Here is a 13,868-nt window from a genome sequence, read left to right as displayed (position 1 = left end):
GGCCGCCGGCCCCCATCTTGCACGCTTCAACCCCCAGCGCACCGGCCCGGCCGGTGCCGCGGACAACACGGAAACGCATGAAACTGTGTGGATTCGAGGTCGGGCTGGACCAGCCCCTGTTCCTGATCGCTGGCCCCTGCGTGATCGAGTCGATGCAGCTGCAGCTCGATACCGCCGGCAAGTTGAAGGAAGTCACCGACAAGCTCGGCGTCAACTTCATCTTCAAGTCCAGCTTCGACAAGGCCAACCGCACTTCGGGCACCGCATTCCGCGGCCCGGGCATGGAAGAGGGCCTGAAGGTCCTGGCCGAGGTCAAGAAGCAGATCGGCGTGCCGGTGCTGACCGATGTCCACGAATACACTCCGATGGACGAAGTGGCCTCGGTGGTGGACGTGCTGCAGACCCCGGCGTTCCTGGTCCGCCAGACCGACTTCATTCGCAAGGTGTGCTCGGCCGGTAAGCCGGTCAACATCAAGAAGGGCCAGTTCCTGGCACCGTGGGACATGAAGCCGGTCGTGGAGAAGGCCAAGGCCACCGGCAACGAGCAGATCATGGTCTGCGAACGTGGTGCCAGCTTCGGCTACAACAACCTGGTCAGCGACATGCGTTCGCTGGCGGTGATGCGCGATACCGGTTGCCCGGTGGTGTTTGACGCCACCCATTCGGTGCAGCTGCCGGGTGGGCAGGGCACCAGTTCCGGTGGCCAGCGTGAGCACGTGCCGGTGCTGGCCCGTGCCGCCGTCGCGGTGGGCATCTCCGGCCTGTTCGCCGAGACCCATCCGGACCCGTCCAAGGCGCTGTCCGATGGCCCCAATGCGTGGCCGCTGGACCAGATGGAAGCGCTGCTCGAGACCCTGATGGAGCTCGACGCGGTGACCAAGAAGCACGGCTTCTCGCGCTTCGCGTGAGTCGTGACCCGTGGGTGGCGCTGGAAGCCCAGCGTCACCGCCGGCACTGGAAACAGTGGCCGTGGGGCCTGATCGCACTGGGCCTGGCCGTGCTGTTCACCGTGGGCATGTTCGGGCTGGTACTGATCGGCGCTGCGTCGGTGCGGCCCCCCGGTGATGGCAGCAGTGCGCTCGATCTGCGGGCGTACTTCATTGCGCTGCTGGTGGCGGAGCTGCTCGGTGCGGTGGGATGCATCGCTGCCGCTGTGCTGGCCTGGCGGCTGAATCGCGGCAAGGTCACGGCTGGCCTGGCGATCATCCTGCTCTCGCTGTGGCTGGGCGCCCTGTTCTACGGATTGCATTGATGAATACGACCACATCGGCGCGTGGCTGGCCCTGGGGCCTGATCGCCCTGGGGCTGTCCGTGTTGACCTGGATCGCCCTGGTGGTGGGCGTGCTGGCCTTCACGTCCGGTTTCCGGCCGCCGGGGGATGGAAACAACGGCGTGCAGGCCACGCAGTGGTGGCTGCTGGGCGCGCTGGTCACGATGGTGCTGTCCTTCCTGGGCAGCCCGGTGGCGATGGTGCTGGCCTGGCGACGGCGGCGTGGCCCCATCCTGGCAGCGATTGCCGGTGCATTGCTGGTGATGCTGGTGTCGATGATCCTGATCGTGATCGGGTCCAGTTGGGGCTGAGGCCGCCCACGCCATTTGGCAAGTGGCAGGCAGCCGGGGATAATCACGCGGCATTCGTTTTGTCGCCCCCTCTCCATACAGGTAACCGGCCCGACCATGAGTACGATCCGCAGCATCCACGCCCGTGAAATCCTCGACAGCCGTGGCAACCCCACGCTGGAAGCCGAAGTCATCCTGGAGGACGGTTCGTTCGGTCGTGCCGCGGTTCCCTCCGGCGCCTCGACCGGCACCAAGGAAGCGGTCGAGCTGCGTGACGGCGACAAGACCCGTTACCTGGGCAAGGGCGTGCGCAAGGCTGTCGACAACGTCAACACCACCATCGCCAATGCGCTGAAGGGCTTCGAAGCCACCGACCAGGCCGGCCTCGACCGTCGCCTGATCGACCTCGACGGCACCGAGAACAAAGGCCGCCTCGGCGCCAACGCGCTGCTGGGTGTTTCGATGGCCGCCGCGCACGCCGCCGCTGCATCGAACAAGCAGGCGCTGTGGCAGTACCTTGCCGCCAAGACCGGCGTGACCCCGTCGCTGCCGGTGCCGATGATGAACATCATCAACGGCGGCGCGCACGCCGACAACAACGTCGACTTCCAGGAGTTCATGGTGCTGCCGGTCGGCTTCACCTCGTTCTCCGAAGCGCTGCGCGCGGGCACCGAAATCTTCCATTCGCTGAAGTCGGTGCTGAAGGGCCACGGCCTGAGCACGGCGGTCGGCGACGAAGGCGGCTTCGCACCGGACTTCCGTAGCAACGTCGAAGCACTCGACACCATCCTCGAAGCGATCGGCAAGGCTGGCTATACCGCCGGTGAAGACGTGCTGCTGGGCCTGGACGTCGCCTCCAGCGAATTCTTCGAAAACGGCAAGTACAACCTGGTCGGCGAGAACAAGCGCCTGACCTCCGAGCAGTTCGTCGACTTCCTCGCCGACTGGGCCGCGCAGTACCCGATCATCACGATTGAAGATGGCCTGGCCGAGAACGACTGGGCCGGCTGGAAGCTGCTGACCGACCGCATCGGCAAGAAGGTGCAGCTGGTTGGCGACGACCTGTTCGTGACCAACCCGAAGATCTTCCAGGAAGGCATCGACTCGGGCACCGCCAACGCGATCCTGATCAAGGTCAACCAGATCGGCACCCTGAGCGAAACCCTGGAAGCGATCGCGATGGCCGACCGCGCCGGTTATGCCGCTGTGGTCTCGCACCGTTCGGGCGAAACCGAAGACACCACCATCGCCGACATCGCAGTCGCTACCACCGCCACCCAGATCAAGACCGGTTCGCTGTGCCGCAGCGATCGCGTGGCCAAGTACAACCAGCTGCTGCGCATCGAGGAAGCCCTCGGCGCCGGCGCGCGTTACGCCGGTCGTGACGCGTTCGTTTCGCTGAAGCGCTGAGCCGATGCGCGACTGGCGCTGGATGCTGCTGGTGCTGGCCCTGCTGCTGGGCTGGCTGCAGTACCGCTTCTGGTTCGGTCCGGGCAATTCGGGTGAAGTGATGATGCTCGAAGCCCAGGTCGCCAACCAGGAGCGGGACAATGAGGGTCTGCAGCAGCGCAACGACGCGCTCGCTGCCGAAGTGAAGGACCTCAAGGAAGGCCAGTCCGCCATCGAGGAACGCGCGCGCAGCGAGCTGGGCATGATCAAGCCTGGCGAGAAGTTCTACCGTGTGGTCGAGGATGCGCCGGTCCACCCGGCGCAGCCTGCTGCCGGCGTCACTGCCCAGGCGGGCGAACACCCGGCAGACGTGCCATGAGCGCGGCGATCTGGGTCGTTGTTCCTGCGGCCGGCCGTGGCACCCGCTTCGGTGCACCGCTGCCCAAGCAGTACCTGCAGGCGGGCGGGCAGATCCTGCTCGCCCACACGCTGGACGCGCTGCTGGCGCACCCCGCCGTGGCCGGAGCGATGGTGGTGATCGGCCAGGACGATGCCGACTGGCCGGGCTGGAATGAGTGGTCGGGCAAGCCGGTGCTGACCTGCATCGGCGGCGCGACCCGTGCCGCCTCGGTGCTGGCCGGGTTGCAGGCGCTGCCGGACACCGTGCGTGCCGATGAATTCGTGCTGGTTCACGATGCTGCACGGCCGAACCTGTCGCTGGCCGATCTCGGTCGTCTGCTTGAAGTCGGTCGTGCCGACCCGGTCGGGGCGATCCTGGCTGCGCCGGTGCGCGACACCCTCAAGCGCGCTGGCGACGACGGCGGCATCGATGGCACCGAGCCACGCGAGCGCCTGTGGCGCGCACTGACGCCGCAGCTGTTCCGCCGCCACCAGCTCAGCCGCGCGCTGTCCGACGCAGCGGCCGCCGGTGTTGACGTCACCGACGAGGCCATGGCCATGGAACGCCAGGGTCAGCGCCCGCTGCTGGTGGAAGGCAGCGAGGACAACTTCAAGGTCACCACCCCGGCCGATCTGGACCGGTTCGAATTCGTACTTTCCCGCCGCGCCGGCTGACCGTCCGCGCGGCCCTGTTGCAAGGGTTGCATCCATGAGCACCGCACCGTTCCCGCCCGTCCGCATCGGCCAGGGCTACGACGTCCATGCCTTCGGTGAAGGCGATCACATCATGCTCGGCGGCGTGAACGTGCCGCACAGCTGCGGCGTGCTCGCGCACAGCGATGGCGACGTGATCCTGCACGCCCTGTGCGATGCGATGCTCGGCGCGCTGGCGCTGGGCGATATCGGCCAGCATTTTCCGCCGAGCGACGACCGCTGGAAGGGCGCCGACAGCAGTGATTTCGTTCGCCATTGCGACAGCCTGCTGCGCGAGCGTGGCTGGCGCGTCGGCAACACCGACATCACCGTGATCTGCGAGCGGCCGAAGGTCGGTCCGCATGCGCTGGCGATGCGTGAGCGCATCGGTGGGTTGCTGCAGTTGCCGCTGGATGCGGTCAGCGTCAAGGCCACAACGTCTGAGAAGCTGGGCTTCACCGGCCGTGGCGAAGGCATCGCCGCACAGGCGGTGGTACTGCTGGTGGCGGCATGATGCCGCTGCCGTTGGCGTTTGGTGCACCGTTGCTGACGGCGCGCATCCGCACCACGCCGGACGATTTCCAGGTTGACGAACTGCCGGCCTTCGAGGCGACCGGTGAAGGCGAGCACCTGCTGCTGCATATCCGCAAGCGTGGAGCCAACACCGTGCATGTGGCCAAGCTGCTGGCCAAGTGGGCGGGCCTGCCGGAAATGGCGGTGAGCTATGCCGGGATGAAAGACCGCCACGCGGTCACCACCCAGCGTTTCAGCGTGCACCTGCCCAAGCGCATCGCGCCGGACCTGGCCGAGCTGGCCAGTGACGAGATCGAAGTGCTCGAAGCCACCTGGCACAACCGCAAGCTGCAGCGCGGTGCACTGGCCGGCAACCGCTTCAAGCTGGTACTGCGCGAGGTGCAGGGTGATGCCACGGCGATCAGCGAGCGTCTGCAGCAGATTGCCGAGCGCGGCCTGCCGAACTGGTTCGGCGAACAGCGCTTTGGCCGTGACGGCGGCAATGTGCCGGCGGCACTGGCGATGTTCGGTGGCCGCCGCATGCGCAAGGACCAGCGTTCACTTCTGCTCTCTGCAGCCCGCTCGGCGCTGTTCAACCGCGTGCTGGCCGCGCGCGTGGAGCAGGGCAACTGGGATCAGCCGCTCGATGGCGAAGTGTGGATGCTCGATGGCAGCCGCAGCGTGTTCGGACCCGAGCCGTACACCGACGTGCTGGCCGAGCGACTGGCGCGTTTCGACATCCATCCCAGCGCGCCGCTGTGGGGCGAAGGCGAGCTGCGCAGCGCCGACGCGGCACGTGAGCTGGAGCTGGCCGCGCTGGACGACGACGAGTCGAAGGCGCTGCGGGCCGGCCTGGAAGACGCGCGCCTGAAGCAGGAGCGCCGCGCGCTGCGCCTGCGCCCGGCGCTGCTGCAGCACCAGTGGCTGGCCGACGACGTGCTGGAACTATCGTTCGCGCTGCCGCCGGGCTGCTACGCCACCGCCGTGCTGCACGAACTTGGCCCGGTCGAAGACGCCTCGCAGGCCTGACAGAAAAAGGGGACGGAGGGAATTAAGTCGTTTGTGCCACAAACGACTTAATTCCCTCCGTCCCCTTTTTCATCTGCGCGCCAGCAGCACCAGCACCGCGCCGGTGCCGCCTTGTCCGGTCGGCGCCGAATGGAACGCCAGTACGTCGTTGCGCAGCCGCAGCAGGCGATCGACCAGATTCTTCAGCACCGGTGCACCGCCATCGGACTGCAGGCCCTTGCCGTGGATGATGCGCACGCAGCCATAGTCGTGTGCATGCGCTTCCAGCAGGAACTGGCGCAGCAGTGCCTCCGCCTGCGACGCAGTGGCGCCGTGCAGGTCCAGCTCGTCCTGCACCGAGTACTGGCCACGCTTGAGGCGCTGGAACAAGCGTGGTGGCAGGTTGTCGCGGCGATAGCTGGCCACGTCGCCGGCTTCCAGCGGCGTGCTGTCGCGCAGCAGCCGGGCGAATTCGCCGGCGGCTTCGGCCTCGTCACGTTCGGCCATGCGCGCGCGCGGCTTCGGCCGGGGCGCGGCAGGCGCCGGCTCGGCATCCTTGCGCAGCGGCGTCACTTCGCCGATGGCCGCACGGAACAATGCGGCCGGATCTTCGTCTTCAGGGTGCGACATGCGCACAGGGTAAACCGCCGGCGCAGCTCTGCCTATGACGGTTCGATGTCGGTCATGACCGCCGACAGGGTAGGACCGGCGGCTCGCATGCGGCACAATAGACGATGCCCTTGCAGGGTCGACGGCTTCCGCAGGGGAGTACGGCGGTCCCGCCCACACTGCACGGTGACGGAATCGAATTCTTGGAAAATCAAGCGGTTAAATCGAAGATGCGAATCCTGGTCAGTAACGACGATGGCGTCGACGCCGCAGGCATCCGGATGCTTGCTTCGGTGCTGCGCGAGGCCGGACACGAAGTCACGGTGGTCGCGCCCGACCGTGATCGCTCCGGCGCCAGCAATTCGCTGACCCTGGACCTGCCGATCCGCCTCAAGCGCATCGACCATTACACCGTCTCGGTGGCCGGCACTCCGACCGACTGCGTGCACCTGGCGCTGACCGGGCTGCTCGAGTTCGAACCGGACATTGTCGTGTCCGGCATCAACAATGCCGCCAACCTCGGCGATGACGTGATCTACTCCGGCACCGTCTCGGCGGCGATGGAAGGTCGCTTCCTCGGGCTGCCGGCGGTGGCGGTCTCGCTGGTTACCCGCAACCACGATCCGAAACATTTCGAGACCGCCGCGCGCGCTGCGGTGGAGATCGTTGCCAGGCTCAAGGCCGATCCGTTGCCGGCTGACACCATCCTCAACGTCAACGTGCCGGACCTGCCGTGGGGCGAGGTCAAGGGCTTCGAGGTCACCCGCCTCGGCAACCGCCATCGCGCCGAAGGCTGCATCGCGCAGAAAGACCCGCGCGGCAACGAGGTGTACTGGATCGGCCCGGCCGGCCGTGAGCAGGATTCCGGCCCCGGTACCGACTTCCACGCGGTGCGCACCGGGCATATCTCGATCACCCCGATCCAGGTGGACCTGACCCGCTACCAGGCACTGGAGAAAGTGGCCAGCTGGGTCGGCGGCCTCAGTGCCGCGCTGGACCAGCCGGCATGAGTCCACGCCTGCGCCTGCAACCGGAAGCCGTCGGTATCGGCATGACCTCGCAGCGTGTGCGTGACCGCCTGGTCGACCGCCTGCGCGAAGCCGGCATCGTCGACGAGCCGACCTTGAATGCGATCCGGGTGGTGCCGCGCCATCTGTTCATCGACGAGGCACTGGCCTCGCGCGCGTATGAAGACACTGCGCTGCCGATCGGCCACGGCCAGACCATCTCGCAGCCCTGGGTGGTCGCGCGGATGACCGAAGCGGTCCTCCAGATCGCACCGAAACGGGTGCTGGAAGTCGGCACCGGTTCCGGTTACCAGGCCGCCATCCTCGGTGCGCTGGGCCTGGAGGTCTACACCGTGGAGCGCATCGGTGATCTGCTGCGGCAGGCCCGCAAGCGCTTCCGTGCGCTGGGCATGAACATCCGCACCAAGCATGACGACGGTCGCGTCGGCTGGGCCGAGCACGGTCCGTTCGATGCCATCGTGGTCACTGCGGCGGCGCCGGCACTGGTCGACGCCCTGATCGAGCAACTGGCCGAGGGCGGCCGCCTGGTGGCGCCGGTCGGTGGCCCCGGGGCGCAGTCGCTGGTACAGCTGGACCGCAAGGCCGACGGCAGCATCGAACAACACGTGCTGGCGCCGGTCACGTTCGTGCCGCTGCTGTCTGGCATGCTCGACTAATCCACGGAGCAGGGTTGCATGAAGATTTTCGGGCCGCTGTACGAGCGGGCGATGAAGTGGGCGGCGCACGAACGCGCGCCGACCTACCTGACGGTGTTGAGCTTCTTCGAGGCGATCATCTTCCCGGTGATGCCGGAGGTGATGCTGGCGCCGATGTGCGTGGCCCAGCCCAAGCGCGGTTGGTGGTTCGCCACCCTGAGCCTGGCCGGCTCGATGGTCGGCGCACTGGTTGGCTACGCGCTGGGTCATTACGCCTTCGAGGCGATCAAGCCGCTGTTCGAGGCGCTGGGCATGCTGCCGGCCATCGAGCAGGGCATCACCACCGTGCAGGCGAAGATGGCCGAGTCGCCGTGGGCAGTGTTCACCTTCCTGGTGCTGGGCGGATTCATGCCCATCCCGATGAAGGTCTTCACGTGGGCATCGGGTATCGTCGGTGTACCGATGCCGCAGTACCTGTTGAGCATGCTGATCGGTCGTGGCAAGCGCGTGTTCGTGCTGGCTGCGGTCATCCGTATCGGTGGTGCGCGTGCTGAAGCGGCACTGCGTCGCTGGATTGAACCGCTGGGCTGGATCGCCACCGCGCTGGTGGTGGTGCTGATCGCCTGGCTTGTATGGAGGTCGAAGTTCGCATGAGTCCTGATCGTCTGAGCAAGGGAGTGCGCATCGGCGCGCTGGCGTTGCTGGTTTCCACCCTGGCCGCCTGCGGCACCGCCACCGTGGTTCGTCCTGGTGGTGGCAGCACCGGTGGCGGTGTGACCACGCCGAAGACCTCGGTACCCAAGCCGGGGCAGACCGTGGTGGTGCGCAAGGGCGACACCATCTATGCGCTGGCCCGCATCCATGACATCACCCCGGGCGACCTGATTGCCTGGAACAGCCTGGACAACCCCTCGACGATCTATCCGGGGCAGGTGATCCGGCTGTATCCGGCCGGTGCCAGCGGCGGCCGCGCGCCCACCACGGTGGTCACCCCGCCGCGTTCCGGTGGCAGCAGTGGCGGCAGCACCACGCCGGCCCCGGCGCCGGTCGGTCCGGTGAAGAGCAACATCGCCTGGCGCTGGCCGGCTGATGGCGCCATCGTTGGCCGCTACGTGGCTGGTGATGCGACCAAGCAGGGCGTTGACATCGCCGGCACCAGCGGCCAGGCGGTCAAGGCCACCGCCAATGGCGTGGTGGTGTATTCCGGCGCCGGTCTGGTCGGCTACGGCGAGCTGATCATCATCAAGCACAGCGACCAGTGGCTGTCGGCCTATGGCCACAACCGCAAGCGCCTGGTGAATGAAGGCCAGAGCGTGAAGGCCGGTGAGCAGATCGCCGAAATGGGCCGTACCGGTGCGAACCGCGACATGGTCCACTTCGAGATTCGCTACAACGGCAAGCCGGTCGACCCGCAGCAGTACCTGCCGGCACGCTGATCGTCAGATGCGATAGCGCCGGGCCATGCCCGGCGTTCCTGGCCTGTAGAGTCGAGCCATGCTCGACCCGGGTACCGCAGAGTGGTCATTTGCGATCTTGTGTGTCGCAGGCTCACCTTCACGGCGGACGGGATACCCGGCATTCTTGAGCGGTCCCAGTCGATCCGGTGCCCCATGCTCCGTCTTGCTTCCACTCTCGCGTTGCTCATCGTCGCGCCGCTGGCCTCCGCAGCCAGCGATCCGCGCGACGTGGTCACCCGTCTTTACGCGGCCGTCCAGGCGCCGGCTTCGGACGAAGCGACCATTCCGCCGTTGCTGGGCGATGCGCTGCGCTCAGCCATCGATGCGCAGCGCGCTTACGAGCGGACCTGTGCGGCGTTGGCCGCGCATGACGAAAAGCCGCACATGCTGGACCAGAGCCCGTATCTCATGGCGCCGGATCGGCCGGAAACGGTAAAGGTGGGGCTGCCCGCGACGAGCGGCGATGGCAGTTGGGTGTCCGTCGAAATGGCGATAGGCGACTATCGCTGGACCGACCGTGTCCTGCTGCAAAGGCAGGGCCAGGACTGGAAGGTCATGGACATCCGCTGGGGCCAGGGCGGCAACCTGATCGGGCGGCTGAAGCAGTTCTCGGCCTTCCGCTGCACCGCTTCTGGCGGCTAGCGCCGGGGCGCGCCCGACGCCTCGACTCAGCCTTCCAGAATGAAAGCGGCCGCGACCTTGCGGCCTTCGCCCGCCAGGATGTTGAAGGTGCGCGCGGCGGCCGGATTGTTCATCACTTCCAGGCCGATGCCGCGTGACAGGCAGGCAGCCATCACCACTGCCGGCGGGAATACCTGGCGGTCACCCGTGCCGAGCACGATCAGCGCCGGGTTCAGCGCCAGGATCGGCTCCAGGTCAGCCAGCTGCAGCGCGGTGGCGCTCGCTACCGGCCATTGCGTGACCAGCTGCTCCGGGGTCAGGAAGAAACTGCTGCCCAGCACCTGGTCATTCACCTTGGCCGAGCGGCCATCGGCGGCGCGCAGGCTGTAGGCGTAATCGGGCGGTTCGTGGTTCAGCTGCATGGCAGTAAGGCGATCAGCCGCGCGGCAGCACGATCTGGCGCTGTTCCTTGCTCGGGCGGTACAGCACGGCGACGTGGCCGATGCGCTGTACCAACGCGCTCTCGGTGGCTTCGACGATCTCGCCGATCATCACGTCACGGGCGTCGCGGTCTTCGGCAGCGACCTTCACCTTGACCAGCTCGTGGCGCTCCAGCACTTCGTTCAGCTCAGCGATGAAGGCCGGGGTCACGCCCTTGCCGCCGGTCTGCAGCAGGGCCTTCAGGTCGTGGGCTTGGCCGCGCAGGAAACGGGTCTGGGAAGCGGTCAGGGCGATGGACATGCAGGAAAACACGGTTGAATGGGGCGATCAGGGTATCATGAGGACCCCATCAGCCCCTATTTTCAATGGCTACCCGCAGCAAAAGCAGCCAGCGCTGGCTCAAGGAACACTTCTCCGACCCCTTCGTGAAGAAGGCCCAGGCCGAAGGCATGCGCTCGCGCGCGGCCTACAAGCTCGAAGAGCTGCTGGAACGTGACCGGTTGCTGAAGCCGCACATGGTGGTGGTCGACCTCGGCGCGGCCCCCGGCGGCTGGTCTCAGCAGGTTCGGAGACAGATCGGCGACACCGGCCGCGTGCTGGCACTGGATATCCTGGACATGCCGCCGCTGGCCGGCGTGGAGTTCCTTCATGGTGACTTCAGGGAAGAAGCCGTTCTATCGCAGTTTGAAGCCATGCTCGGGGATCAGCCGGTAGACCTTGTGCTGTCGGACATGGCCCCCAATAAGAGTGGTGTAGGCGCGGTCGACCAGCCGCGGATGATGCACCTGGCGGAGCTGGCCCTGGATTTTGCCGACAACCACCTGAAGACCGGTGGGGCATTCCTGATCAAGCTGTTCCAGGGCGAGGGCTTTGACGACTACGTGCGCGACATGCGCCGCCGGTACGACAAGGTCTCCATCCGCAAGCCGGAAGCCTCGCGCAAGCGCTCTCCCGAGGTGTATGCCTTGGGTCAGGGAAAACGCGCCCACATGAAGTAAGCTCGCAACGTACGCAAGTTCGACCCCAACGCAACGCCAGCACTGAGAGGAACACCGGAGCCAATGAGGATGAACGACTTGACCAAGAACCTCCTGCTATGGGTGGTCGTCGCCGTCGTGCTGATGGTGGTCTTCCAGAGCTTCTCGCCGAAGTCCTCCGGGGCCGGCGCGCAGGGCGCGTCGTACTCGCAGTTCCTGGACCAGGTGGACAGCGGCAACGTGCAGAAGGTCGCCTTTGGCGGCGACATGCGCGGCGGCACCAGCCAGCTGACCTACACCACCCGCGGTGGGCAGTCGTCCACCATCACCGCACCGTTCGATCGTGACCTGATCAACGTGCTGCGTACCAAGAACGTGGAGATCGTGCAGGAGGAGCCGTCCAGCGGCATTTCCCTCGGCGCGATCCTGATGAATTTCCTGCCGGTCATCCTGATCATCGGCTTCTGGTTGTTCATCATGCGCCAGATGCAGGGCGGTGGCGGCGGTGCCAAGGGCGCGATGTCCTTCGGCAAGTCGCGCGCCAAGCTGCAGGGCGAAGACCAGATCAAGGTCACCTTCGCCGACGTCGCTGGCTGTGACGAGGCCAAGGAAGAAGTGGGCGAGCTGGTCGACTTCCTGCGCGACCCCTCCAAGTTCACCAAGCTGGGCGGCAAGATTCCGCGCGGCGTGCTGATGGTCGGCCCGCCGGGTACCGGCAAGACGCTGCTGGCCAAGGCCATCGCCGGCGAAGCCAAGGTGCCGTTCTTCTCGATCTCCGGTTCGGACTTCGTGGAAATGTTCGTCGGCGTCGGCGCCAGCCGCGTGCGCGACATGTTCGAGCAGGCCAAGAAGCACGCCCCCTGCATCATCTTCATCGACGAAATCGACGCCGTCGGTCGTCACCGTGGCGCCGGCCTGGGCGGCGGTCATGACGAGCGCGAGCAGACCCTGAACCAGCTGCTGGTCGAGATGGACGGTTTTGAAGGTGGCGAAGGCGTGATCGTGATCGCTGCGACCAACCGTCCGGACGTGCTGGATCCGGCGCTGCTGCGCCCGGGCCGTTTCGATCGCCAGGTCGTGGTCGGCCTGCCGGACGTGAAGGGTCGCGAGCACATCCTGAAGGTGCATATGCGTAAGCTGCCGCTGGCCGACGACGTCGAGCCGATGGTGATCGCGCGTGGTACCCCGGGCTTCTCCGGCGCCGACCTGGCCAACCTCTGCAACGAGGCTGCCCTGTTCGCCGCGCGTGGCAACGAGAAGGAGGTCCGCATGGACCACTTCGACCGTGCCCGCGACAAGATCCTGATGGGTGCCGAGCGCCGCTCGATGGCCATGAGCGAGGAGGAGAAGACCCTCACCGCCTACCACGAAGCCGGCCACGCCATCGTCGGCCGTCTGGTGCCCGAGCATGACCCGGTCTACAAGGTCACCATCATTCCGCGCGGCCGTGCGCTGGGTGTGACCATGTACCTGCCGGAAGGCGACAAGTACTCGATGAACCGCGTGGCGATCAAGTCGCAGCTGTGCTCGCTGTACGGTGGCCGCGTGGCCGAAGAGCTGATCTTCGGTGCCGACAAGGTCACCACCGGCGCCTCCAACGACATCGAGCGCGCCACCAAGATGGCCCGCAACATGGTCACCAAGTGGGGCCTGTCCGACCAGCTCGGCCCGATCGCCTATGGCGAAGAGGACGACGAGGTGTTCCTGGGCCGTTCGGTCACCCAGCACAAGAGCGTGTCCAACGACACCGCGCGCCGCATCGACGAGGAAGTGCGCAACATCCTCGACGAGGCTTACGCACGCACCACCGAGCTGATGACGGCCAACCTGGACAAGCTGCACGCGATGTCCCAGCTGCTGCTGCAGTACGAGACCATCGACGCGCCGCAGATCGACGCCATCATGGAAGGCCGCGATCCGCCGCCGCCGGCCGGTTGGAACAAGTCGAACAAGGACGGCGGCAACGACAAGGGCGGCGACGCCCGTCCGCTGCCGCCGATCGCAGGACCGGCCGAATCGCACTGACGGCCCGCTGCACGTGACACCAGACGAGGCCGGGGCAACCCGGCTTCGTCGTTTCCGGGCCACTGGCCCATCCCGAAGAACTGATCTGACGCTGGAGCCCGCATGTCCGCCCCGAAGCCCGAACCGATTTCCCACACCGCCGAAATGGTCATCGCCACCGTGGTCGGCGTGGGTGTGGGCCTGGGGGCCGACAATCTGCTGCTGGGCTGCGTGGTGGGTATCGGTGTCGGCATCGTGCTGAGCATCGTCAGGACCCTGTACGTGGACCGCAAGCGCCGCCGCCGTTAAGAGTGTCGGCAGGGCTGCGCCCTGCACCCGCGGTAGTGCCGGCCGCTGGCCGGCAACCTCAGCAGCAACAGCAACAGCGGGCTTTCCGTAGGATGGCGGGGCGGTGTCGGAGTGCGGGGACGCTGCAAGTACGTCCCCGTAAGCTTGGCAGCCGCTTGCTCGCGTGCGCATTCCTGCGCACACGGCAAGACCGGGGTTGGGCGTCCTGCCCAACCCGCCCGAGGC

The 13,868-nt window shown here is 66.6% G+C and carries 19 protein-coding genes; 16 read left to right on the top strand and 3 right to left on the bottom strand.

Going from position 1 to position 13,868, the window contains the following annotated elements:
- Positions 1–77 precede the first annotated feature (77 nt).
- The 8 genes from kdsA to truD all read left to right on the top strand — a co-directional run bounded on the left by kdsA (position 78) and on the right by truD (position 5,583).
- Positions 78–908: a 3-deoxy-8-phosphooctulonate synthase gene (gene kdsA, locus R1L06_RS12130; RefSeq protein WP_014036736.1), complete on the top strand. Its 831-nt coding sequence runs from the start codon at positions 78–80 to the stop codon at positions 906–908.
- Entirely contained in the window at positions 905–1,252 is a 348-nt protein-coding gene (locus R1L06_RS12125) for a hypothetical protein (protein WP_317217818.1), read from the top strand. Before kdsA ends, R1L06_RS12125 begins: the two co-directional genes overlap by 4 nt.
- Complete coding sequence (locus R1L06_RS12120) at positions 1,252–1,581, top strand: hypothetical protein (RefSeq protein ID WP_049400376.1); 330 nt, start codon at positions 1,252–1,254, stop codon at positions 1,579–1,581. Before R1L06_RS12125 ends, R1L06_RS12120 begins: the two co-directional genes overlap by 1 nt.
- Positions 1,582–1,677: 96 nt before the next feature.
- Complete coding sequence (eno, locus tag R1L06_RS12115) at positions 1,678–2,970, top strand: phosphopyruvate hydratase (protein WP_014036739.1); 1,293 nt, start codon at positions 1,678–1,680, stop codon at positions 2,968–2,970.
- 4 nt (positions 2,971–2,974) lie between these two features.
- The gene (ftsB, locus tag R1L06_RS12110; RefSeq protein WP_032130117.1) at positions 2,975–3,328 is read left to right on the top strand and encodes a cell division protein FtsB; all 354 of its coding nucleotides are present in this window, start codon (positions 2,975–2,977) and stop codon (positions 3,326–3,328) included.
- Positions 3,325–4,023: a 2-C-methyl-D-erythritol 4-phosphate cytidylyltransferase gene (gene ispD, locus R1L06_RS12105; RefSeq protein ID WP_049400377.1), complete on the top strand. Its 699-nt coding sequence runs from the start codon at positions 3,325–3,327 to the stop codon at positions 4,021–4,023. The genes ftsB and ispD overlap by 4 nt, the downstream gene beginning before the upstream one ends.
- A 34-nt stretch (positions 4,024–4,057) precedes the next feature.
- Positions 4,058–4,555, top strand: coding sequence for a 2-C-methyl-D-erythritol 2,4-cyclodiphosphate synthase (gene ispF, locus R1L06_RS12100; protein ID WP_005409005.1), 498 nt, complete (start codon positions 4,058–4,060; stop codon positions 4,553–4,555).
- The gene (gene truD / locus R1L06_RS12095; RefSeq protein WP_317217817.1) at positions 4,552–5,583 is read left to right on the top strand and encodes a tRNA pseudouridine(13) synthase TruD; all 1,032 of its coding nucleotides are present in this window, start codon (positions 4,552–4,554) and stop codon (positions 5,581–5,583) included. The genes ispF and truD overlap by 4 nt, the downstream gene beginning before the upstream one ends.
- A 69-nt stretch (positions 5,584–5,652) precedes the next feature.
- Here truD and R1L06_RS12090 read toward each other — a convergent pair whose 3' ends face one another.
- On the bottom strand, positions 5,653–6,192 hold the full coding sequence (locus R1L06_RS12090) for a Smr/MutS family protein (protein WP_032130120.1): 540 nt from the start codon (positions 6,190–6,192) through the stop codon (positions 5,653–5,655).
- 209 nt (positions 6,193–6,401) lie between these two features.
- On the opposite strand from R1L06_RS12090, the gene surE reads away from it, so the two are divergent.
- From surE to R1L06_RS12065, 5 genes are all read left to right on the top strand, one after another.
- Positions 6,402–7,181: a 5'/3'-nucleotidase SurE gene (gene surE, locus R1L06_RS12085; protein WP_032130121.1), complete on the top strand. Its 780-nt coding sequence runs from the start codon at positions 6,402–6,404 to the stop codon at positions 7,179–7,181.
- On the top strand, positions 7,178–7,855 hold the full coding sequence (locus R1L06_RS12080) for a protein-L-isoaspartate(D-aspartate) O-methyltransferase (protein ID WP_317217816.1): 678 nt from the start codon (positions 7,178–7,180) through the stop codon (positions 7,853–7,855). The genes surE and R1L06_RS12080 overlap by 4 nt, the downstream gene beginning before the upstream one ends.
- A gap of 18 nt (positions 7,856–7,873) precedes the next feature.
- Entirely contained in the window at positions 7,874–8,488 is a 615-nt protein-coding gene (locus R1L06_RS12075; protein ID WP_014036746.1) for a YqaA family protein, read from the top strand.
- Positions 8,485–9,270 carry a peptidoglycan DD-metalloendopeptidase family protein gene (locus R1L06_RS12070; protein ID WP_107432324.1) on the top strand — a complete coding sequence of 262 codons (786 nt, stop codon included), beginning with the start codon at positions 8,485–8,487 and terminating at the stop codon, positions 9,268–9,270. Before R1L06_RS12075 ends, R1L06_RS12070 begins: the two co-directional genes overlap by 4 nt.
- 174 nt (positions 9,271–9,444) lie before the next feature.
- A complete protein-coding gene (locus R1L06_RS12065; protein WP_180844452.1) occupies positions 9,445–9,933 on the top strand; it encodes a YqhG/Tai3 family protein in 489 nt (162 codons plus the stop codon).
- Between the two features lie 26 nt (positions 9,934–9,959).
- On the opposite strand, the gene R1L06_RS12060 is transcribed toward R1L06_RS12065, so the two are convergent.
- Both R1L06_RS12060 and yhbY read right to left on the bottom strand, forming a co-directional pair.
- A complete protein-coding gene (locus R1L06_RS12060; RefSeq protein WP_317217815.1) occupies positions 9,960–10,334 on the bottom strand; it encodes an Mth938-like domain-containing protein in 375 nt (124 codons plus the stop codon).
- Positions 10,335–10,347: 13 nt separating this feature from the next.
- A complete protein-coding gene (yhbY, locus tag R1L06_RS12055; protein WP_004152868.1) occupies positions 10,348–10,653 on the bottom strand; it encodes a ribosome assembly RNA-binding protein YhbY in 306 nt (101 codons plus the stop codon).
- A 65-nt stretch (positions 10,654–10,718) separates the two neighbouring features.
- Between yhbY and rlmE the strand changes: the two genes are divergently transcribed.
- From rlmE to R1L06_RS12040, 3 genes are all read left to right on the top strand, one after another.
- Positions 10,719–11,351: a 23S rRNA (uridine(2552)-2'-O)-methyltransferase RlmE gene (gene rlmE, locus R1L06_RS12050; RefSeq protein ID WP_005409014.1), complete on the top strand. Its 633-nt coding sequence runs from the start codon at positions 10,719–10,721 to the stop codon at positions 11,349–11,351.
- A gap of 69 nt (positions 11,352–11,420) precedes the next feature.
- Entirely contained in the window at positions 11,421–13,355 is a 1,935-nt protein-coding gene (gene ftsH, locus R1L06_RS12045; protein ID WP_010485966.1) for an ATP-dependent zinc metalloprotease FtsH, read from the top strand.
- A 102-nt stretch (positions 13,356–13,457) separates the two neighbouring features.
- The gene (locus R1L06_RS12040) at positions 13,458–13,643 is read left to right on the top strand and encodes a hypothetical protein (protein ID WP_121503759.1); all 186 of its coding nucleotides are present in this window, start codon (positions 13,458–13,460) and stop codon (positions 13,641–13,643) included.
- Positions 13,644–13,868: the final 225 nt, after the last annotated feature.

Source organism: Stenotrophomonas mexicanensis (genome assembly GCF_032911605.1).
In the GTDB taxonomy this organism is placed as follows: domain Bacteria; phylum Pseudomonadota; class Gammaproteobacteria; order Xanthomonadales; family Xanthomonadaceae; genus Stenotrophomonas; species Stenotrophomonas maltophilia_A.
This window is presented reverse-complemented; position numbering and strand designations above follow the sequence as displayed.